Genomic DNA, 20640 nt, shown 5'->3' on the forward strand with positions numbered 1-20640 from the left:
CGATAGTCGGCCACTTTCAGACATTCAGCAAATCAGCATTTGCTCCAAGAGAGAGCTTTTTAGCAATTAATACCTTAGCTAATTTCTCCAAGGATGCAGGTTGGAATGGTTTATCCACATGATGAAATACATGTATTTCATTCACATTTTCTCTGTCTGCATGAGCAGAGAGAACCACAATTAAACGATTGGGATACCTTCCGATGACTTTTTCTATCATCTCATACCCATCCATTACAGGCATATCTATGTCAGTAAATACAGCTACAGGGCAAGCAGCTTCCTCATCTTCGATGTATTCTAAATATTTAAGCCCGTTGCTAAACGAAATGATTTCATGTCCGAACAACCTCATTATTTCCGAAAATAATTCGCATAGTGGCTTTGAGTCTTCGACATGATGAAAAAGCGCCATATGATACACCTCGCATATCTAAGTATATCACATGCGGATGATTTGCGTTGATAAATTGCAACGCGCTATTTCTGAATGACCGGAGTTGGCCGTGAGTCGCCTGTCGTGATCGGCAGCAGTCGGCCCAGACTGTGTAAAAACAGAATTTATGTTTCCGTCGTCATTTGAGTTCTGCCCTTTGATTCAGGAAAACTGGCAAAGTGTTCGGGTTTTACCCTGATCCGATGCGATGGGGAAAAGCCTGATTCAGGCTTTGATTGCTGCCATCAACCCTTGAACGCCCATGATATTGATCATGCGTTTCATATTGTAAGCTAGAACGTGAAGGCTCATCTCCGTTCTGACCCGATCCAGCCCGCGAGTCAGGAAATGGGAATGGCCCATCCATGATTTGAGGGTGCCGAATGGATGTTCGACTGTTTCTCGCCGGATGCGCATGCAATCCGGCGATTGATCCACCCGCACCTGCATGGCTTCCAGTACCTCTTCGTGCTCCCATCGGCTGATTCGCCGCTGCTCGCCGGGAGTGCATTGGCCCTTCAGTTGGCACTGTTGACAGTTGGAACTCCAGTACCGGTTCAGCAACTTGCCACTCTCAACTCTGGCAAAGCGCCAGATCAGTCGATCTCCCGCAGGACAAGCGTATTCGTTTTTCTCTTCATCGTAGATGAAGTCTGCTCTGTCAAAACGACCCTCCCGATTTGCTCTGGAGGTAACAGCCTTTGGAACCAAGGGCGTGATACCAGTTTCTTCGCAGGCGAGGATCTCTTCGCTTTTGTAGTAGCCACGATCTGCAACGACCTCCAGCTGTTCGACACCCATGGCATCCCGCGCCCGTACGGCCATGTTGCTAAGCTGATCCCTGTCCGTACCTGTATTGAAAACTTCATGGGTAACGATCAGATGGTGCTTGGTATCCACTGCTGTTTGCACATTGTAACCAACGATGCCCTGGCCTCGGGTTTTCATGGAGCGGGAATCAGGGTCGGTTAGCGATATCTGATGATCCGGTGAATCCTTGATTTGTTCCTCTACGGACTTCAGTTCCTTCATCCGTTTCTTCAGGGCCGAGACCTTATCCTGCAATCGTTCATTCCGGACTTTGGCGACACCTGGCTCCTGACGGTCGGCGCTATCCATTGCTGTCAGGTAGCGCTCGATACTGGCCTCAATCTCCTGCATGCGCCGTTTGAGTTTGGCACTGGTGAAGTTCCGATCCCGGTTGTTTACTGCTTTGAACTTGCTGCCGTCGATTGCGGCAAGCGAGTCGGCAAACAGGCCCAGTTCCCGGCATAGCACAACGAACTGCCGACAGACGCCACGAATACCTTTTCCATTGTCCTTACGGAAGTTGGCGATGGTTTTAAAATCCGGAGTCAGACGGCCAAGTAGCCACATCAGTTCAACATTGCGCTGGGCTTCTCGTTCCAGACGACGGCTTGATTGGATGCGGTTGAGATATCCATAGATATAAAGCTTCAGAAGTACCGCCGGGTGATAGGCAGGTCTCCCTGTGTCTGCCGGATTCACGCCCGTGAATCCGAGCTGTTCCAGATCCAGCTCATCAACAAAGACATCCACGATGCGGACTGGATTGGACTCTTCAACATATTCATCGATTATTTCGGGAAGCAATGTTCCCTGCGTTCGGCTTTGACCCTCAATGAAACGCTTCATCAAAACGCCCCCTGATTCCGGATGATTACACTCTATCAGGGTTCACGTTTTTACACAGTCTGGGCCAAAAGCATCGGTAATCGGGCTGGCGATTATCGTCTAAGCTCCTAGTAGCTCGCATAGCGAGCAGCAAGGAGGTTTATCATGGCTTATTACACTGCATTGGATGTATCTCTACGTTCGGTTTCCATCTGTATTATTGATGATAACGGAGTGGTTTGCTTCGAAGATAAGGTGGTTTCAGAGGTTGATGAGATTGTTTCCTGTCTGAAGCGGTTCAGCCCTGAGATCAAATCTATTGGCTTTGAAGCAGGAACATTAACTCAATATCTCAGCTATGGATTACAGGCCGTAGGGTTTGAAGTTATCTGCATGGAAGCAAGGCAAGTCAGCGCAGCGCTTTCAGCCATGCGTAACAAGACAGATAAGAATGATGCGCGGGGTATCGCGCAAATCCTGCGTAGTGGCTGGTACAGCCGCGTCCATGTTAAAAGCATGGAGAGTCACCTGATCCGTGCCTTGCTGTCAGGCAGGAAAGCGGTTTTGAAGAAGTGTGTGGATCTGGAGAACGAGATTCGCGGACTGATCAGGCTGCTTGGCATCAAGCTTCCCTGTTCGGTTAAGCATGGTGCTTTTGATGATGTTGTACGCCCGATAGTCGAAGAGCATGGCCTGATGACCAATTCCCTCATCCCACTACTTGATGCACGGTCAATACTCTATAAAACCTATCTCAAACTGGATGGACAAGTTCTTGCCTTGGCACGGAAGGATGAGATCTGCCAGCGATTGATGACAGTGCCAGGCGTTGGAGCAATCACAGCATTGACCTACAAGGCTGGCGTGGATGATCCATCACGATTCAAGCGGTCACGCACTGTTGCTGCACACTTCGGCTTAACACCGAGGCGTTTTCAATCCGGTGAGCTGGATAATCCGGGGCATATCTCCAGAGCTGGCGATGCCGATGTTCGCTCTGCCCTTTATGTGGCGGCGCACTCGCTGGTAATTCGCTCTGATAAATGGACATATCTGAAGGCTTGGGGTTTGCGCCTCTCTAAAACTAAAGGGCACAGGCGAGCTGTGATTGCCGTGGCACGAAAGCTTGCTGTCATCCTGCACAGGATATGGATTGATGAGACCGATTTCCGTTATGGCTCTACGGAGGTGACAACATGAACTGACTTCGTAGCTCTATAACAGAAACGTCCCTCGTGTGGACGAATGTCTGGATGAAGCCGTAAATGTCTGCTGCGCCAACCAAGCGCGACCAAAAGCCTGGCTCTCCACTCTGTCTGACTTATGCGTGCAGCGGGCTAGATCTATCAGCTCGACTGCGGAAAGGAGCCTGACCCACCACGATAGACAAAACCGAGGCGAACTCGGCATATTTTAGGTGCTTGACTGAATGGCCCGATTAAAGGAGCGGACATTAGAACAAATGCCATCACCGGCCATTCTTATAGTCGCCATGCTGTTAAGTTAGTTGTCGTTCGAACAAGTACTCAGATTGAACTAAAACAATGTCTACTTACAGACAAAATCACCAAATTCTTTTTTCAAAAACCGGATTTGCTTAACCATCTATCCCTTATAATTAGATGAGAAGACAGACCAGTAAAGCTGGTCTAATACACCATGCAAGGAGAATAGATGATTTTTGTAATAATCCCCGGCACAGATACTGGATATTTAAACGGGAATGCCTACACATCAGAGATCTGTATCAGAAGCTGCGATCATAACAAGATTGCCGTGTTCTTAAGCCAAGATAAGGAAACGATAAAGCACTATGGCAGAGATAATGTGGTTGGATTCGATGAATATATAGATAGCCTGAAAAAAAGGTCCCCCGAGCAGTTTATTTAGAGAAGTTATCTTCGGATGATCTGCTTTCGCCTTGGACTCAAAGGGTCGATGCAACACAGGCATTAAATCTCTCCATCGGTGATTCAAAGTCGACTCGGCCTTGTATGATTCAAGTGTATTCCCATATGTTTCCTTATCACACTTGATAATTACTTAATCACTTTCAGTCTTTTGTCCTTGTTAGAATGATTCTGACGCAAAGCAGCGCTTATTTTTTGCCAAGCCCCAACGTCAGAAAAAGCCCATGCGTTTAATTTTGGTACATGAAATTCACTAACAGGGAAGTCATTGATTACTCGCAGTGTTAACAGGGCAGGATTGAATGCAAACATCAATAATTCAGTAAATGTAGAAGCGTATTTAGATTCCCAATGGAGGAGTAGATCTTTCTCCCTATTCATCAGAGAGAAATCCGAACCTTGATCCTGAATAATGAACGTGCCCACAGAGCTGGCTCCTGGATGGGTGAAGTCGCAAAGCTCTTTGTAGCATTCAACCACTGAGCTAACACCACCTTTTTCTAATATCTCAATGTATTGTCTAATTTGCAAAGCTTGATGGGAATTAGGCAGATTTTCCTTTTCGCCTTTATCAAGTCGTCTTGCGAATAAAAAATGGATAAGTAAATCTTCCAATTCTCTATTTATTGCAATTTCCGCAGATTTTCCAGCCAATGCAGGTGCAATATATGAAGCTTGCTCTGCTAAAGTTAACGGAATGGATATAAAGGTTGTCGAGCTATCAGCAGCAGATTCTACAAGTCCACGGAAAGCAGCTGCAAAGAGTAGTGCGTTACCATCATTTGCTGCTGTAGTCATTCCGTAAGCCCAGCGCCGACTCCGAAGAATAGAAACTACTGCACCAGAATGCGCCCTAGCGAAAATCTCGTGCCAATAGACATTGGCTGCAGAGCGCGGACTCACCATTAGAAGCTTCTTGAATTGGTCATCCTCCACAAACGAATATTGAGTAGTGAGACTTTCCAGATTAAGTGAATCCACGTGGGAAAGAAATTTCTTAGAAGTTGAGTTAAACATATTACCCCCGTGAGAAACATTCAATCTGAACCACCACTGATTTTCTAGATAAATTTGGGCACCTATATTTGCCCGCTTTGGTCATTAGTCAGGTGACTGCTTATGGCCGTGAGTCGCCTGTCGTGATCGGCAGCAGTCGGCCAACTTCGGGCATTCGATTTGGAACTTATCTGTGTCTATAAGTTCAGGGGTAGTCCAGTCGTTTCAAAATGCTACTCAATAGGAACTCCTGAAGACGCCTTCCTTTTATTGGCCCTTTTGACGAGCAATAGTACGATAAGTCCAAATATGAAAAGTAATGAATACATGATTACGCTATTACTCTTGTTCTCTCCAGATTGTGCATGATGTGATGCTGTGAGATTTGAATTTAAATTCAGCTGATAAGATTTCAGTTGGTCTACAAGGCCCCCAAGGCGAGCGCGGTCTCTAGCGTAGCCGACAAACAACGTGTTTAGCTCACTGATTTTTTGCTTATCTTCAAGAGAGTAATAGGTATCACTTGTTATTAAATGCTCGATAACATCCAGAGTGTTATCGAGTAATTTGTCATAGATCATGAGCGAATTCTGAACACTTAAAAGTGTTTTGGTGCTGCCCTTAATTGCTGCGTCAACGGTATTGGTGAGCCCAGATATTTTCTGCTGCTCAATTTTAATTCGTGTAAAATACTTTACGAGAATGATTGTGTAGTTTGATAGCTGGAAGCTCTCAATATTTGGGTTAAGCATGATAGAGAAAACTCTGGCCAATTCTTCGTCGTGTGGCGCATCACTAGAGTCATTGTCGACTCTAAGCATTAAGCGATCGAGATAAATTGAAAAAAGCATTGGTATTATTGGATTTTCTGGTTCTGCCAGCACTGAATATCCAAAGTAATTATTGGTAATATCTTCTACATTAATCTGTTCATCATACAAAGAACTGGTTGCATATATGAATGCAGGGAGCGTTCTCTTTAGCTCAGCCTTGCGCGCGCTTTGAATTGCTAACCAAGCTTTATCTTTTGCCACTTTGTAGTCATTGGTCGTGAACAGCAGCAGTGCTAATAATGTTTCTTCCTTGATCTGTTCGTCAGGGTCTGTTGAGGGAGCAGTGTCCTTAAGTTGCTGAATCGCCACCTTCAAAATAGCTTGATTCTCATTATCTTGAATGGCTTTTTTGTTGTCGAGATTGTCCAAAACCAGCAAAGCATTTTTATAAGTCTCTGAACCAGATTTATTCTTGGGCGGCGGAAGAGTAGTCATACCCTTGCTTCTCTCTATTAGATTGCTGTATTCATATGCGTTTATTGCTCTTCCGACAGTGTAATCCATTACTATGTCGGTACTAAAAGTTAGAGAAGCCACTATCAGGGCTGTGCCCCCCAGCATGCCAAGCCCCCCCGACGCCATGGACCCTCCGCCCAGTAACGCCAAGCCAGCATTTGTTGCTGCGATACCAGAGAACCCCATCATGCCTCCAACCCAAGATCCTATTCCGATAACGACGGGGCTAGCTGTGCCTCCAGTAAAGAAAATAACTGCTCCGGCAATAGCAGCTAATGTGGCGGCAGCAATCCAGCCGATGTGTGATGATGTTTTATAGAGTGACTCAAATGTCGCACCATCACTAGATGCATGCCCGACTTCTGGGATAAGCAAGTAGGTAAGAACAACAATTCCAAAAATGTATGGTTTCAAAGAATTTCTCCTAGTATCTTAATTTGTTGCACTTGTTCGCCAGGAGTACCAATAATGAGGTGAACATCTCTTCGATTTGCTTCGCGTATTAACAATTTCAGAACATTTAGATCATTTGGTTTGTTGGTTAGAGAGAAGATTGGAATGATGTATTCACTTGAGTGTTCTTTTTTATATTGAACCAGCGAATCAAGATCTGATCGAAAATGATCCATCTTGACTGCAGTGGAAGAATGGTAGTCCTTTGCCTCAATAATATACTTGGTTTGGCCTTTTCCGAGGATGATATCAATATCTGTTGGTGCCATTTTTTTTCCGTCAGAGAATCGTTCGCCGATTCCTAATACTTTGAAACCTCTTATAGAGGCGGCTGTGTCAGCAATCCGTAATTCATTCAAATGGCCAGAGGATTTATTTGGGTTGTTTCCAATTACTTTACTAAGAGTGCTGCGAAATCCAGGTACATTTCCCAAGCGTGAATACATACCTTCAGCCTCAATTCGGCCCAGTCGGCCTTGGTGAATTGCGAGCCTAAGATAAGTGTCTTCAAGGACCTCTGGTGGTAATTTTTTTCTCCCCAGAAGCTCGCCTACTTTTTTTGTCCCCTTAGTTTCATCAGAAAGGTGGGAAAGCTTTATTATCTCATCATCTGGCAATGCTCTTGTGTTCTTAGTGATCGAGTGAATTTTTAAAGCTGCTTTAACCCCTGCAACCATATATGCATTTGCGTCAGGGGCTTGAATAAAAAGCAGAACTATTGAAATCAACCATGATTGAACGGTTAGGGTCGTCAAAAGGAATCTCCCTGCAAACTAGAAACTGAATCGCAACCTGTTTACTAGACACTCCGAGCCTCACTTTGTCCATAATTGAACTCATTCGAATGTCCTAAGTTGGAAGATAGCAGGCGTCTACGGATTTAGGGGTAGTCCATTGGATTGAAATTGATAAAAGGTAAATCTTTTATTTAAAGAGGGCTTATATTACTAGCTATTTAGCCTGCTTTGAATGTAGTAGCACTTTATCGATTACTAGTGGGAAACATAAGAAATTCAGTTACCTGCTGCCTCGCTTTTTTTGTGTATCTGTAGTCGCACTATCTGAATCACTGCTAGTTGTTTCATCAAGTGCTATTGAGGAATTTCCACGAAATCGATATACACGCTTGCTTACCCGTTTGCCTGAGCCACCAGCCCCAACTGAGAAAGTTTCACCATCCGTCTTGGCTCCGATATTCCCTTCGCCGCAATATTCATAAAACTCTTCCATTTCAACTTCTTCAGCAGTTTCAATTCGTGTTGCGATCGCTAATTCCTGCGCAACTCGAGCTTGGGCCTCAGCAATGCGCATTTGGAGTTCTTGTCTTTCAACCTCTTCTCTTAGAGACGGAACTTGCATGTCAGAATTTTCTTCGCTTTTAGCTACATTTTTTGCTGTGAGGTCTATGAGTTGGTTGAGCAAATAACCAGTTGGATTGAGAATTCTATTTACAGTACTTGTAACCGCTAATGTAATATCGTCAGTTGTTTTCAACACTGGAGACTCCCTCGATAGCCCATAAAATAATGATTAATGCAAATGTCTGTAGAAGTAATTACCTCTAGCTTGATAGATAATGTAAATGTCTGCAAGCGAATGGTTGGCGTCAATCGCCAACGACTAGGTTAGCAGCTATTCACTGCAGTAATAGCATCAGCGACAAATGGTGTCTTATGATTCGTGGTTTAAATTCTTTAAAAATTGATTTTATGATTTTTAAAAGTCGTTTTTCAGTCTTTTTGATTTTACGGGCAGCAGGGACAATTCCTCCATCACAAGCAAGTACATGGAGGTAAATGATGAAAGTAGACGTCAACGATATAGAAGGCCTGAGACTGCTAAGAATTGATTCCGTTCTCGCCCTATTGCCAATTGCTAGGTCCTCTTGGTACCGAGGCATTCAGGATGGGCGGTATCCAAAACCTGTAAAAATCAGTTCCCGCTCATCGGCGTGGAGGTCATCTGACATCAAAGAGTTGATCGAACAACTAGGCAATGAAAATTAAGAGATTTTGGTTGGGGCCTTGGTCATAGAGCGCATGAATTGGAAGTGATGCTTTTTGCGCCTTCTAAGTCGCCCGAGTAGTGACAGAAGCCAAAACACCTTTAATACCAATCACTTGCATCCTGCTTAAAAAGTGACGACCGAGTGATGACCCCAAACCACAGCAGATTGGCCCGCACAGTCACCAGAACTTTCGAGTTCACGTGCAAGGCATTTATATGCCGTCATTTCAATGACAAAAAGGAGGAAAAAAGAAAGGGCAGCGCGGCCTAAGAACTTTCAAGTTCCCGTGCGTATGGACATTTCGATGTCATAAAAGGAGGTAAATAAGCAACCACACTGTCAATCACAAATGACAGTGGCGCCATTGGGCGAAACGGGGTTAATGGCCCGAGCCAATTCACTACTTTGCTAGTCCAAGAGGCTAGTAAACATAGGACGCTTATCGACGATGAGCGAGGCAGAAACACTAACCAATTAGTTACCATTATAATAAATCTAAAGAGGAATTAAAAATGAAGGATCTAAACTATGATCTTAGGAAATTGGGACTTCGCAATCGTGACGGCGCTGACTCAACACAGGCAAATCGGGCAAGGATATTGTCATTGATTGCTAATCAATTGATTGCACTAGGCTATCGGGAGTTGCGAATCCGCAGCTTGAAACCAAAGCATGTCCATGCCTTGGTTGACCAGTGGCTCTATGAAGGTAAAAAGCCTGGGACAATCAAAAACCGTATGGCTGCTTTGAGATGGTGGCTGGAGAAGATCGGGAAAGAAGGCGTTATGCGTAAAGATAATGACTTCTATGGAGTCCCTCATCGGGAACTTACAGCCAGAGAGTCCAAAGCAATTTATCCAGAGCCGGAAACGGTTGCCTCTATACGTGACCTGCGAATTCAGATCAGCGTTATGTTGCAACAGGCATTTGGATTGCGAAGAGAAGAGGCAATGAAAATTAAACCCGCCTGGGCTGATCGCGGCGATATAATTGTATTGCGCAGCAGTTGGTGTAAAGGGGGTAGGGCCCGAGAGATTCCAATCACGGCGGATTCGCAGCGCGAAATACTTGATATGGCGAGGGCCGTGGCTGGCAGCGGTTCCATGATTCCCAGTGAAGACACTTATGTGAAGCATATGAGGAAGTTTGAGAAGGAGACAGCAGCGGTAGACTTAGGCAATACCCATTCATTAAGGCATGCCTATGCGCAAGGTCGTTACGAAGAACTCTCTGACTTGAGGGCTCCCGTAAACGGCGGGAAATCGCCGCGGGACTTGACTGATGATGAGAAGAAACGGGACACAGAGGCTCGGTTGCAAGTAAGTGCCGAGTTGGGGCACGCTCGCAAGGAGGTCACTGGTGCATATCTAGGTGGTATCTTGGCTGCTGAGGCGGCTAAGAAACGGGAGGAGGCCAAAGACGAGTAAAGGGCTGCCATTACTAGGAGGGGGCATTGAAATGTGACCTGCTCCCGTTAAATAGTGCCAAAATGTAGTTAGTATTTCCGCCCAGGAGAGGCGGATGGTTTGGCGGATATTTAAGGGGACAGAGACCTCTCCGGTTTGCTAAATGGAAAGTATTGGATGGATAGAACGGGCCTTTACAAAAATCATGGGCCATATAAAACTAAACACTTCCGGGGGGAGTTATGAGCGATGTTGTAAAGTATGAACCAGAACAGGCACTTTTTGAAGTGACTCTATTAAATGCAGAGGAGGCCCATGCTGAATTCGATGATATCGTTATCGAGGGTATTAAAAGTGGAATACCTCCAGAGCTATTAACAAGGCTTAAACAGTTATGGGAGAAGACAAAGTTAATAGCTGGTGAAGTGGTCGCAATTGGTAAAATTATTGTCCGTGCCATATTTAACTTTTTTAAAGCAAACCCTAAATTATCAATAGGAATAGCAATTGGGGCTGCCGTTACTGTATTAATTGCAGCAATCCCAATATTTGGGCCATTACTCGCTCCAACCGCAGCCTTGCTCGGAATTACATATGGTGCTGCGGTAGGTGCAGCTAGGGATAAGGGTGATTATTCTGGGAATCCATTTGATGCAGCTGTGGCTCTTGCAGAGAAGTTCTTCGAGTTAATGAAGGAAATTTTCAATGCAGTTCAGGGGTACTGGGTTGCCGCATAATAAAACCAGCGCGATTGCCCTGATGTGGAGTTCGGATGAGTGACTTTTTTAGCAAGGCAAGGAAACTATACGACAACGCTAGTGATAAGGTCCAAAGCGAACTGCCAAATCTAAAAGATAAGGCTTCGCACTCATTGGAGTTCATGAAGGACAAAGGGAAAGAGGCTTTTGAAAAAGCGAAGCCAGTGGCATCTCAAGCAAGGGATGCAATATCTGCATCAAGTAAAACAGTTGGCGACTCCCTAGTTGAATGGTCCAATCAGGTTAAGGAGTCCGACCGCTACAATGCGGTTTTCGATAAGGCGAAAATCATAGTTGCGATGCCAAAACAGGAGATTGAGAGGCTTTTTGGCCCTTCGCCAAACGATAATTCAACAAGCTTGGATGGAGATGAAACCAAGGATGTTGAAAATACAATCGATGAGTTGAAGAAAAAGGACAAAGTTGGCGTTGCTGGAGAAGCTCTGGCCGCAGCAGGTGGTGCTGCCGCTGGCGCTGCAGTTGCAGGAACTTTCGCCGCAGCTGCAGGAGCAACTACCCTCCTTGGGTCAACAACACTTGCAGGCTGGGTGGGTGGCACCTTGGTTGTGACGACGCCCATTGGCTGGGTCATAGGAAGTGCCGCAGTAATGGGAGCTGCTGGATACGGCATTGCAAAACTGATCCAGTCAGGCAGTGAGCAGGACCAAGTTCGTAAGGAGATAATTAATCGACTTACAAAGCGCCTGGAAGAGCAGAAAAGAAATAATGCTCAGCAAGGTGTCCTTGATGAGCTGCAGGCAGTCTTACCGATAGCTATTGGAAATGGGCTGCTCAAACAGGACCAGGCAGACCGGATGGTTAACTTAATCGAGCAAGGAAAGCTGGACCCTGAAATGGCATTGAACCGGATAAAAACTATGAGGGTCACGATCGAGGTTCAAGAGCAGCAGTAAGTTACAGGTTCTGTGAGTTCTTCGGACGAGCAAGGAAGAGTCGAAATTTAGAGGGTATACATCATATTTTGGTGTATGGACTGGAGTGGAAATGTCGCGATGGTTGTTTTTTGGGGCAATAATAGGCCTTTTTATTGGAGGTTGGATTGGTGCCATATTTGGTGGTTTTTTAGGCGCTGTGATCTCCAATGGCATTAACAGTGCGGCCAAAGAAAATGGAAGCCCATTTGATGCCAATTCAGGTGGCAGTAGTTCTAACCTTGTTTTCTATCAGATCGTGTTCTCGATGCTGGCTAAGATGGCGAAAGCCGATGGAAGTATAAGTGCGAAGGAAGCTGAGCATATCAACAACCTAGCCACTCATGAACTCCAGATGGATTTAGATACAAAGAAGGTGGCTAAGCAGGCTTTTAATAGTGCGTTAAAAGATGATAACACCATCTATGACTATGCAAAGAAGCTTAAACAATTAACTGCAAGTCGAGAGTTGCTAGAGCTGGTCTATCGATTCCTGTTTACAGTCGCATATGCAGACAAGACAACGCATCCAGATGAAATAGAAATTCTAAAAAACATACCGCCTTACCTTGGTCTACCAAGCTCTTCCTATGACGTGCTTCGAGAAGAGTTTGAAGGTGTAAGCATTGAATTAAGCCAAGCTTATGAGCTCATAGGGTGCAAGCCAGATGATACTGATGCTGCTGTGAAGAAAGCATGGCGCAATCGGTGTAATGAGTATCACCCTGATAAACTGATGTCGAAAAATTTGCCTGATGCATTTATGAAGTTTGCACACGAACAAATGCATCAAATCAATCAGGCATATGAAACAATCATGGCTAGCCGGAGCTAAGTGTTCAAACGCAGGCACCTTGGTTTTCCGTGTGTCGGTGCAAACGAGCTTTGACGAAAACAAGTTTTAAGCTATAATTGTAGTACATCAAGAGAAGAGCTGATGCTCTCGCCAACCTGTCTTCCCAGACAAAGGTGGTTTCCCGAAAGGGGATGTGGTCGTACCGGCAACTAAACAGGGTACAAGCCTCCTTGGTGATAACTAACGGAGGCTTTTTTATGACAAAACAAAATGGTTCGGATGCAAAAAAGAAAGTTTTGTTTATCGACATGGACAACGTGTTGGTGGACTTTCAGTCGGGTATTAACCAACTGAACGAGGAACAGCTCAAGGAATACGAAGGAAGGTATGACGAGGTTCCAGGTATCTTCTCGACTATGAAGCCAAAAGAGGGTGCTTTAGAAGCCTTCCGGCTATTAGCGAGGAAATTCGACGCCTATATATTGTCGACAGCCCCGTGGGAGAATCCATCGGCGTGGAGCGATAAGCTCGAATGGGTAAAGAAGTATCTAGGCGACCCAGCCTATAAGCGACTGATCCTTTCCCACCACAAGAATCTAAGCGAGGGCGACTACCTTATTGATGATCGAACTGCCAATGGTGCAGATCGCTTTACAGGTGAGCACATTCACTTCGGCACAGAAAAGTTCACTAACTGGTATAGCGTTCTACATTACCTAACCAAAAAAGAAGGATACATAGGTATCTTGCAGGCTCCGCCGGATCACCCGATTTATACGCGTGGCTACATTATTGGTGGAATGTGCTCGACGGGCCTTCCGAAAGCTTCGGCATCTAAGAATGGTGACTCCGATTCTTCAAATATAGAGGAAAGTGAATCATGAGTAGCAAATACTCAGAGCGTGTTGTGGACTACCCTTAAAACAGTAGTCCACTCTGCGGTTTTGGGAATATTTCTGCTTCCTTTGAGAAACGCTTCAGCATCAATGTCCGCTTTGGTAATTATGCAATGCATCTGCAATTTTCACCATCGCCAACGTATCAAGTTTACAATACTCAAGAAGTGAACTCGATATCTTCTGCCTAACTCGTAAATCAGCATCTGATGAAATTGCATCGTAGTAAGCAACCTGTGCCTCGCTACCATCATGGACGCTTCCAACTAAAGTGCTATAGGTGAGCTCAGGAACAAGCGCCGGCAGCACGCTCTTGATCGACCATGAGCCCATCATTGATGGATGGTAGTAATGCTTTTGCATAATCTTAAGTAAATCAAAGACACGTGCATTCAAAGCTAGCAATTCATCGCTTAAGTCAGGGAAAGCCTCTGCCAATTCACGAATGCGTGATTTTTCAAAGGATTCGTTATAAACGATAATCGGCCCCTCATCCCCGCAACAAGCTATGAGGCTTTCAGCGAATTCCCTTCTTGGATCATTCCCAGTGATATCCAGAAACTCTTTATGATCGCTGTGATCATTCTTATGATAAATATGACATGACCATTGAAATGGAACTTGCATATAAGGCCGAGTCTTCTTCCAGTGCGGCACGGCAAATCCAATAGTTTCAAAATCCAGATAATACCTTGGCCATCCAAGCTTTTTGAGAATTGAGGTTGCCTCAGGATCAAGGTGGGGTTTGCCGCTAATAGTGACTTCCCGGACACGTTTCTGTTTCTCGCTGGTAAGAAAGCCATTTGGAATATCTCTTACATCGTCTATTCCCTGGTCCTGAAGCTTTTGAGCTGCTCTCCACCCATTGGGGAGAATCGAAACCGGATATTTCGGACCACTCTGCTTACAGTAATCAATATAATCGCATTTATATGGCTTCTTGCATTGCGAGCCCATCTTAATCTGGGGCAGATCACCATCAAGCATCCTGATGAATAGATCCTTCTTTCCTGCCATATCTTCAATAATACCTGAAACTGATGCAGTTATATCCTGCCACGCAAACAGCCCCATAAAATTGCCGTCTCCCTGATACATAAACTCATTATTGATGAACTGGAGATATTCACCTTCTAACTCAACTCCACACATCTTAATGACCCATGTTTGAATCGCTACATCAGGGATGTGTTGGTCTTTGCATTCTGTTGATGATTTTACTTCAGTTAGAAACCAGCCCTGATTACCACGCTCAAGAATGTCAGCGCGAATAAAGACTTCTCCATACTTAAAGCTCGCTTCATAAATCACATTCACATTCGTATCAGCAATAGCCTTTTTCGTATCCTCGATTGCTTGAAGTGGCCCGTTATCCATAGAAATAAGTGTGCCATCCATGAAGGTCCGAGAGAGAGAACCTACTTCATTACCATTAATGAATTGCATTTGAGGGGCGCTTTCTCCCAACGAATCTGTCCGGTGGATCGCCAAATAAAGTTTTTTAGGGCATTGAAGTCCTGCCATGAAATTAGATTTGGATAAATGCCCTTTCACCATCACTCTCCCAAACTTCAGGTATAGAAATAATATAGGCTATATATGCTGAATTGTGAATGCCTCTTTTAGGGAGAGGGCGCATTTTTATGCAAGATATCTTTGACATTCGTCTTCTAGAAACTATGTTACATAACATGGATTCTGGAGGGGTGTAAAATGCCAAAGGGTACAAGTGGACGGGTAGTGATCGAGATGGATCCGCAGTTAAAATCTGACCTATATGCCATGTTGAGTTTGCAAGGTATGACCATGAAAGAGTGGTTTATGCAAAATGTCACAAAGGCTTTGGATGATGGTCCCCAGTTGCCATTGGCTTTTTCAGAAGGCCTCAATCAGGATGGTGAGTAATATCATGTCTACTCAACAACACTCCATTCAATTTAACTCCAAATCATTTTCATTTGGGCGCCATGAAACATTTGCACTTCGTTTTGGTTGGCTCACAAAGGGTTTTCAAGGGCTGACAATCAATCCAGATATTTTTTTGGATGAGGATGCCACCGTTCACCTTGGCGTTGGTAAAAACATGGTGTCGTCCATTCGATATTGGATGTTAGCAACAAAAATTGCTGAGATAAAAGGTTCACATATAGAGGCTTCAGAAATAGGACATTTAATTTTTTCTGAAACTGGCTGGGATCCTTACCTTGAAGATGAGGCGACGATTTGGCTGCTTCATTGGCTGTTGGCATCAAACAGTCAGCATGCGACAGCGGTATATTGGTTTTTTAATCACTTCCACAAATCTGAATTTTCTTCAGATGAGATGTTTGGGGGAATGAAAGAGTTTGTTGGAGAGCGCTTAGAGGGTAAGAAAGTTGCTGATTCATCCCTTAAGCACGATTGCAACATACTTACGAGGTTATACGTTCCATCTCAGGGTGATAAACGAACGCCTGTTGAAGATGCCTTAGACTCACCACTTTCCACACTAGGGCTGATGAATAAAAGTGAACTTTCAAATCGTTATGTGTCTAAGCCTGATGGGCGCTGGGATATCCCTTTAGGTGTGATTGGCTATGCTATTGGGGAGCTATTCGAAGCAAGTGATCAGTCTAGTGTCGCTATTGAAGCCATTGTTCATGGGACTGAATCAATGCCTGGGCTTGGCTCAACTTTCAGAATTACAGAAGAATGTTTGGTGTCAAAAATCGAAGAGCTGATAACTTGGGTGCCCGGTGTGTTTGAATTAAGGGAGAGTGCCGGCATTTATTTACTTTACCAGTTGGAAGAGATGTTGCCGATAGAGTTTCTTAATATGCATTATAAAGCTTATGAAATGGAGATTGCCGCATGAATTGGTCTGACTCGATTTCGATTAATGCTCATTATACCCGCTCCATTCATTTAGAACGAGATGCATCAAGCGAAGATGTAGTTCGAGCATACATCCCTACTTCACGTGCTTTAAAAATCCTTAGTGATTTTTCTAAGACATTAAATACAGGAACGGTTCCTAGGTCCTGGGCTTTAACTGGTCCATATGGATCGGGGAAGTCATCGTTTGCGGTTTTTGTATCCCACCTCTTAGAAGACCCTGAAAGTAGTTCTGCACGGTTAGCTATTGAAACGTTAAAAAATGCTGATGCCGATTTGGCCGATCAGATTGAAGGAAAGTTAAAGGGAAGCAAAGGACATTGCAGGGTGCTACTGACAGGTAGCCCTGAGCCATTAGCCAAAAGGCTTCTTCATGCAATCTATCTAGGTGCTAAGTCATATTGGTCCGCTAAGCGAGGAAGAACACCTTTAGTAGTTAAACAGATCGAGCAGGCTATTGCCGATCAAAACCACTCTACTTATGAAGTGGTCGAGATATTAAAATCACTGAGAACTGCCGTTTCAAAATCAGGTGGAAGTGGCATTCTCTTGGTTATTGATGAGCTGGGTAAGTTTCTTGAGGCCGAGGCAAGAAATTTTGGAACGAATGATATTTATCTTCTGCAGGCTGTTGCCGAGCAGGCTTGTGATAAAGGCAGTGTTCCAATTCATTTCTTTGTCTTACTTCACCAGTCTATTGAGTTATATGCTAAGGGGTTAGGTGAAACGCTTAAGCATGAGTGGCAGAAGGTCCAAGGCCGATTTGAGAGTGTGCCGTTTCTTGAATCCGTTGAACAAACTCTGCGTGTAACGCGAGCAGCATTTATTCAAGACTTTGATGCCAAGACTAAAAAGAAAATTCACCAAGAACTGTTGCCTATTTCTAAAGCTCTTGAAGAAGCGAGTGCTCTGCCTGGAGTATTAGATGCTGATGCTGCAGTCGAGCTGTTTTCCGGCTGCTATCCACTCCATCCTGTATCACTGCTATTGTTGCCACTTCTTTGCCAGAGGGTGGCTCAAAATGAACGGACACTGTTCAGCTATTTAGGCAGCCGTGAAAGCCATGGATTAAGTGATTCTATCACTCGGTTTGATTCAAGTGAAAAAAACATCCCTTGGGTGTACCCATGGGAGATCTATGAGTACTTTATCCTTAATCAGCCTGTAGCAGTATCTGATCACTTTACTCATAGACGCTGGGCTGAGGTGGTTACTGCTGTTGAGCGTCTTGGTGATTCTTCAGAAGATGAGTTGCACCTTATAAAATCTATTGGGCTAATGAATATTATTGGTGCAAAAGGTGGCTTAAAGTCATCAATCGAGCTGTTGGAGTGCTGTACTCCATTTGGAAAAAGAAAGCTAAAAACGCTTCTTACTGACCTCCAAGAGAAGTCAGTAATCTCTTATAGAAAATATAGTGGTGAATATCGTATCTGGCAGGGCAGTGACTTTGATTTGGAGCTTGAGCTCCAGAATGAGATTGAGAATGGAAAAGGCCTGGAACTAGTCGATGAGCTCAATGAAAGGGGGAGTTTTTCTCCAATCGTTGCGAGGCGCTATACGATTAAAACAGGCTCATTACGCTATTTCGCGCCGCTGTTTGCAGATGTTAAATCGATCAAACGTCTTGAGAAGAAGGCAGACGAACCAAGGATTCTGTTTTTACTTGCTGGGTCACCAATCGAGAAAGAGTTGCTTGTGAAGAAAGCAGCATCTTTATGCGGAGGAATGACTGTTGCTGCGGTTTGCTCATTAGGCAGCGAAGTTAAACAAGCGGTTCAAGAGGTGTTGGCTCTTGAACGAATCATTAGGAACAATTCAAAGTTAAGCGGAGATCCCGTTGCTCAACGTGAATTGAAGGATCGATTAAGTGCAGCCAAAGCACTAGAGAAGCAGCTGCTAGAGTCTGTCGTTGTTAATCCAGGACAGCATCAATGGTTGTATGCGAATAAGACGCTTCAAGTAACTAGTAGAAGGGCGCTGCAGTTTGAGCTCTCAAATATCTTGGAGGAGGTCTATAGCAAGGCTCCTATTATTAAGAATGAGCTGCTAAATCGAACAAAACCATCTTCAAGTGCAATCTCAGGGAGAAACAAACTCATAGTTGCAATGCTTGAGCATGCAAGCTTGCCAGAGCTTGGTATTGAAAAATATCCTGCAGAAAAGGCGATCTATAAGTCTGTTTTGGAAGCAACAGGGCTGCATTCAAAGCATGGAGGTTCATGGGCTTTTGGTGCGCCCGCACAGAATGATCCTTGCAAGCTTAAACCGACTTGGGATTCTATTTTAGACTTCTTCGAAAGAAGTGAGGCACAGGCATTGCCTATTGCAGACCTTTTTGAGGAGCTTCAGCTCCCACCTCTCGGCATCAAGGCCGGAGTCATTCCCGTATTGTTTATCGCCTCATATTTTGCCAATCAACATGAACTTGCACTCTATGAGGATGGTCACTTTTGCCCTGTAATATCGCATGAGGTTATTGAGCGTTTAATTAAGAATCCAAACACATTCTCGGTTCAGCGTTTTAGGATTTCTGGAATGCGGGTCTCAGTGTATGAGAAATACATGGAGATGGTCACAGGAACAACATATAAAAAGCTAGACCTTATCGGACTAGTAAGACCTTTGGCTAAGTTTATGAATGGTCTTCCAGATCATGCCAAACGAACCAAGCTTATTTCAAAAGAAGCTCAAGCAGTTCGGCGCGTATTCTTTTCTGCGAAATCACCAGCATCCCTTTTATTTGAAGATGTTCCAATAGCTTGTGGATTTCCAAAGTTTGATGCTGAAGCTTCTAATGGAAATGAAGTGAAAGAGTTTTCTGAGGCATTTATTCGAGTTTTAAAAGAGCTGAAGGATGCATACCCAAACCTGCTTAACCTACTCCAAGAAAAGCTGGGGGGAGCTTTCCCCGATAGCAAAGCAGTTGATCTATGCGATTTCCGGAATAATTTGCATGGGCGCTTTGTTGGTCTTGAGCGCTACACAGTTGATGCAGAAGGGGTAAAGGCATTTGTGCTTCGCCTTTGTGACGAGGGCTTTAAGGATGATCAACAGTGGCTTGAGAGCTTAGCTGCCTTCCTTGGAAGAAAACCTGCTGAGAAGTGGAATGACGATGACCTTCAGCTGGCTGATTTTAGACTGGCTGATTTTTCAGAGCGCTTACATGACCTGGAAATGCTTCGTTCCTCACATGAAAAGAACCAGTCACATACGGATGTTAATTTTGACTCAACTTTAATTCGGATTATGAGGCAGGGAGAAGCATCAAAGGACAGGATTATCCACACAGATGAGAAAAAGCGCCTTGCCTATCAAGGGGTGGCTAGCCAACTTGAAAAGGCTCTGGATCAGCTGGATGAGCCTTTGAGACTAGCATTATTGACAGATTTACTAAACTCAGCTTTAAACAGTGGAAGAGAAAAGCTGCCTGCACCTGCAACGACATTAAAAGGGAAGTCATTGAACAATGAATAGTCCGCAAAAAAAAGAGCGCCACGTTCTAGGTATATCAGGTGGAAAAGATAGCGCAGCCCTGGCGATTTACCTCAGGGATAAAGTTCCGGATATGGAATACTTTTTTACTGATACCGGAGCTGAGCTTGATGAAACATTGGATTTCATTGAGCGGTTAGAAGCTTACCTTGGAAAGCGCATTGATCGCCTTAGCCCAGAACGAGATTTTGAACACTTTCTTAAGCTTTATGGCAATTTTTTACCATCACCACGCGCACGCTGGTGTACGCGGGAGTTGAAATTAAAGCCATTTGAAAAATGGATTGGTGATGACCAAGTCGTCAGCTATGTGGGAATCCGAGCCGATGAGAACCGTGAGGGTTACGTAAGTACCAAGCCAAACATTAAGGCCGTGTTCCCATTCAAGGAAGATGGGTTAATTAAAGAGGATATCTTTCGGATTCTAGAAGAATCGGGTGTCGGTGTTCCAGAGTACTATAAGTGGCGTAGCCGCTCTGGCTGCTACTTTTGCTTCTTTCAGCGAAAGAAAGAATGGATAGGCCTTCTTAACACACATCCTGAACTTTTTGAGAAAGCTATGGCTTTTGAAAAGTTTGATGAAGAAAGTGGTAAACGTTTTACTTGGAATCAAAAAGAAAGTCTTGAAGAGCTGGTGGCAAGAGCGTCTGATATAGATATGGTGATGAATGAAAGAGAGAAAAAGGTTTCGTGGCAGGAAGCCCTTGCAGATGAGGATGAAGACGATGATGCGTGTTTGATTTGTACTTTATAGAG

General features: G+C 44.4%; 18 protein-coding genes, 1 pseudogene and 1 riboswitch. Of the genes and pseudogenes, 12 read left to right on the forward strand and 7 right to left on the reverse strand.

Features of this window, described 5'->3' with window-relative positions:
* Nucleotides 1–16: 16 nt before the first annotated feature.
* Together Ga0123462_RS04125 and Ga0123462_RS04130 are read right to left on the reverse strand one after the other, a co-directional pair.
* A complete protein-coding gene (locus Ga0123462_RS04125; RefSeq protein WP_100265133.1) occupies nt 17–415 on the reverse strand; it encodes a response regulator in 399 nt (132 codons plus the stop codon).
* Nucleotides 416–661: 246 nt separating this feature from the next.
* Nucleotides 662–2092, reverse strand: coding sequence for an IS1182 family transposase (locus Ga0123462_RS04130; protein WP_100265134.1), 1431 nt, complete (start codon nt 2090–2092; stop codon nt 662–664).
* A gap of 144 nt (nt 2093–2236) precedes the next feature.
* Here Ga0123462_RS04130 and Ga0123462_RS04135 point away from each other — a divergent pair, with 144 nt between their 5' ends.
* Both Ga0123462_RS04135 and Ga0123462_RS04140 read left to right on the forward strand, forming a co-directional pair.
* Nucleotides 2237–3271 carry an IS110 family RNA-guided transposase gene (locus Ga0123462_RS04135; RefSeq protein ID WP_100265135.1) on the forward strand — a complete coding sequence of 345 codons (1035 nt, stop codon included), beginning with the start codon at nt 2237–2239 and terminating at the stop codon, nt 3269–3271.
* A gap of 474 nt (nt 3272–3745) precedes the next feature.
* Entirely contained in the window at nt 3746–3961 is a 216-nt protein-coding gene (locus Ga0123462_RS04140; RefSeq protein ID WP_100265136.1) for a hypothetical protein, read from the forward strand.
* Between the two features lie 149 nt (nt 3962–4110).
* Here Ga0123462_RS04140 and Ga0123462_RS04145 read toward each other — a convergent pair whose 3' ends face one another.
* The 4 genes from Ga0123462_RS04145 to Ga0123462_RS04160 form a co-directional block, all read right to left on the reverse strand.
* Nucleotides 4111–4998, reverse strand: coding sequence for a hypothetical protein (locus Ga0123462_RS04145; RefSeq protein ID WP_100265137.1), 888 nt, complete (start codon nt 4996–4998; stop codon nt 4111–4113).
* Between the two features lie 212 nt (nt 4999–5210).
* Nucleotides 5211–6680: a hypothetical protein gene (locus Ga0123462_RS04150; protein ID WP_100265138.1), complete on the reverse strand. Its 1470-nt coding sequence runs from the start codon at nt 6678–6680 to the stop codon at nt 5211–5213.
* Nucleotides 6677–7474: a hypothetical protein gene (locus Ga0123462_RS04155; RefSeq protein WP_100265139.1), complete on the reverse strand. Its 798-nt coding sequence runs from the start codon at nt 7472–7474 to the stop codon at nt 6677–6679. Before Ga0123462_RS04155 ends, Ga0123462_RS04150 begins: the two co-directional genes overlap by 4 nt.
* Nucleotides 7475–7736: 262 nt before the next feature.
* Entirely contained in the window at nt 7737–8216 is a 480-nt protein-coding gene (locus tag Ga0123462_RS04160; RefSeq protein WP_100265140.1) for a hypothetical protein, read from the reverse strand.
* Between the two features lie 302 nt (nt 8217–8518).
* Between Ga0123462_RS04160 and Ga0123462_RS11635 the strand changes: the two genes are divergently transcribed.
* From Ga0123462_RS11635 to Ga0123462_RS04195, 6 genes and pseudogenes are all read left to right on the forward strand, one after another.
* Entirely contained in the window at nt 8519–8725 is a 207-nt protein-coding gene (locus Ga0123462_RS11635; protein ID WP_100265141.1) for a helix-turn-helix transcriptional regulator, read from the forward strand.
* A 514-nt stretch (nt 8726–9239) separates the two neighbouring features.
* Complete coding sequence (locus Ga0123462_RS04170) at nt 9240–10154, forward strand: phage integrase N-terminal domain-containing protein (protein ID WP_100265142.1); 915 nt, start codon at nt 9240–9242, stop codon at nt 10152–10154.
* Nucleotides 10155–10375: 221 nt separating this feature from the next.
* Nucleotides 10376–10870 (forward strand): hypothetical protein, encoded by a 495-nt coding sequence (locus Ga0123462_RS04175; RefSeq protein ID WP_100265143.1) that lies wholly within the window; start codon nt 10376–10378, stop codon nt 10868–10870.
* A gap of 35 nt (nt 10871–10905) precedes the next feature.
* A complete protein-coding gene (locus Ga0123462_RS11340; RefSeq protein WP_157821264.1) occupies nt 10906–11805 on the forward strand; it encodes a hypothetical protein in 900 nt (299 codons plus the stop codon).
* Between the two features lie 91 nt (nt 11806–11896).
* Nucleotides 11897–12658, forward strand: a complete 762-nt coding sequence (locus Ga0123462_RS04190) for a TerB family tellurite resistance protein (protein ID WP_100265146.1) — start codon at nt 11897–11899, stop codon at nt 12656–12658.
* Between the two features lie 79 nt (nt 12659–12737).
* A riboswitch (SAM-I-IV-variant riboswitch) is annotated at nt 12738–12842 on the forward strand.
* Nucleotides 12843–12876: 34 nt separating this feature from the next.
* A pseudogene (locus tag Ga0123462_RS04195) lies at nt 12877–13338 on the forward strand (5' nucleotidase, NT5C type); the annotation flags it as partial.
* A 264-nt stretch (nt 13339–13602) separates the two neighbouring features.
* Here the strand turns inward: Ga0123462_RS04195 and Ga0123462_RS04200 are convergent.
* Entirely contained in the window at nt 13603–15072 is a 1470-nt protein-coding gene (locus Ga0123462_RS04200) for a DUF2779 domain-containing protein (protein WP_100265148.1), read from the reverse strand.
* Nucleotides 15073–15228: 156 nt separating this feature from the next.
* Between Ga0123462_RS04200 and Ga0123462_RS04205 the strand changes: the two genes are divergently transcribed.
* Genes Ga0123462_RS04205 through Ga0123462_RS04220 form a run of 4 tightly spaced genes read left to right on the forward strand, consistent with a single transcriptional unit; the run spans nt 15229 to nt 20638 of the window.
* A complete protein-coding gene (locus tag Ga0123462_RS04205; RefSeq protein WP_100265149.1) occupies nt 15229–15420 on the forward strand; it encodes a hypothetical protein in 192 nt (63 codons plus the stop codon).
* Nucleotides 15421–15424: 4 nt separating this feature from the next.
* Complete coding sequence (locus Ga0123462_RS04210; RefSeq protein WP_157821266.1) at nt 15425–16369, forward strand: DUF4007 family protein; 945 nt, start codon at nt 15425–15427, stop codon at nt 16367–16369.
* Nucleotides 16366–19866 (forward strand): hypothetical protein, encoded by a 3501-nt coding sequence (locus Ga0123462_RS04215; RefSeq protein ID WP_100265151.1) that lies wholly within the window; start codon nt 16366–16368, stop codon nt 19864–19866. Before Ga0123462_RS04210 ends, Ga0123462_RS04215 begins: the two co-directional genes overlap by 4 nt.
* Nucleotides 19859–20638, forward strand: coding sequence for a phosphoadenosine phosphosulfate reductase family protein (locus Ga0123462_RS04220; protein WP_100265152.1), 780 nt, complete (start codon nt 19859–19861; stop codon nt 20636–20638). Before Ga0123462_RS04215 ends, Ga0123462_RS04220 begins: the two co-directional genes overlap by 8 nt.
* Nucleotides 20639–20640: the final 2 nt, after the last annotated feature.

Source organism: Mariprofundus ferrinatatus, from assembly GCF_002795825.1.
Taxonomy (GTDB): Bacteria; Pseudomonadota; Zetaproteobacteria; order Mariprofundales; family Mariprofundaceae; genus Mariprofundus; species Mariprofundus ferrinatatus.

What these genes read in the sequence shown, in the direction of transcription:
- Ga0123462_RS04145 (WP_100265137.1), bottom strand. Translation starts at nt 4,998, where the DNA reads ATGTTTAACTCAACTTCTAAGAAATTTCTTTCCCACGTGGATTCACTT.
- Ga0123462_RS04215 (WP_100265151.1), top strand. Translation starts at nt 16,366, where the DNA reads ATGAATTGGTCTGACTCGATTTCGATTAATGCTCATTATACCCGCTCC.
- Ga0123462_RS04140 (WP_100265136.1), top strand. Translation starts at nt 3,746, where the DNA reads ATGATTTTTGTAATAATCCCCGGCACAGATACTGGATATTTAAACGGG.
- Ga0123462_RS04205 (WP_100265149.1), top strand. Translation starts at nt 15,229, where the DNA reads ATGCCAAAGGGTACAAGTGGACGGGTAGTGATCGAGATGGATCCGCAG.
- Ga0123462_RS04125 (WP_100265133.1), bottom strand. Translation starts at nt 415, where the DNA reads ATGGCGCTTTTTCATCATGTCGAAGACTCAAAGCCACTATGCGAATTA.
- Ga0123462_RS11340 (WP_157821264.1), top strand. Translation starts at nt 10,906, where the DNA reads ATGAGTGACTTTTTTAGCAAGGCAAGGAAACTATACGACAACGCTAGT.
- Ga0123462_RS04190 (WP_100265146.1), top strand. Translation starts at nt 11,897, where the DNA reads ATGTCGCGATGGTTGTTTTTTGGGGCAATAATAGGCCTTTTTATTGGA.
- Ga0123462_RS04200 (WP_100265148.1), bottom strand. Translation starts at nt 15,072, where the DNA reads ATGGTGAAAGGGCATTTATCCAAATCTAATTTCATGGCAGGACTTCAA.
- Ga0123462_RS04220 (WP_100265152.1), top strand. Translation starts at nt 19,859, where the DNA reads ATGAATAGTCCGCAAAAAAAAGAGCGCCACGTTCTAGGTATATCAGGT.
- Ga0123462_RS11635 (WP_100265141.1), top strand. Translation starts at nt 8,519, where the DNA reads ATGAAAGTAGACGTCAACGATATAGAAGGCCTGAGACTGCTAAGAATT.
- Ga0123462_RS04210 (WP_157821266.1), top strand. Translation starts at nt 15,425, where the DNA reads ATGTCTACTCAACAACACTCCATTCAATTTAACTCCAAATCATTTTCA.
- Ga0123462_RS04175 (WP_100265143.1), top strand. Translation starts at nt 10,376, where the DNA reads ATGAGCGATGTTGTAAAGTATGAACCAGAACAGGCACTTTTTGAAGTG.
- Ga0123462_RS04135 (WP_100265135.1), top strand. Translation starts at nt 2,237, where the DNA reads ATGGCTTATTACACTGCATTGGATGTATCTCTACGTTCGGTTTCCATC.
- Ga0123462_RS04130 (WP_100265134.1), bottom strand. Translation starts at nt 2,092, where the DNA reads ATGAAGCGTTTCATTGAGGGTCAAAGCCGAACGCAGGGAACATTGCTT.
- Ga0123462_RS04170 (WP_100265142.1), top strand. Translation starts at nt 9,240, where the DNA reads ATGAAGGATCTAAACTATGATCTTAGGAAATTGGGACTTCGCAATCGT.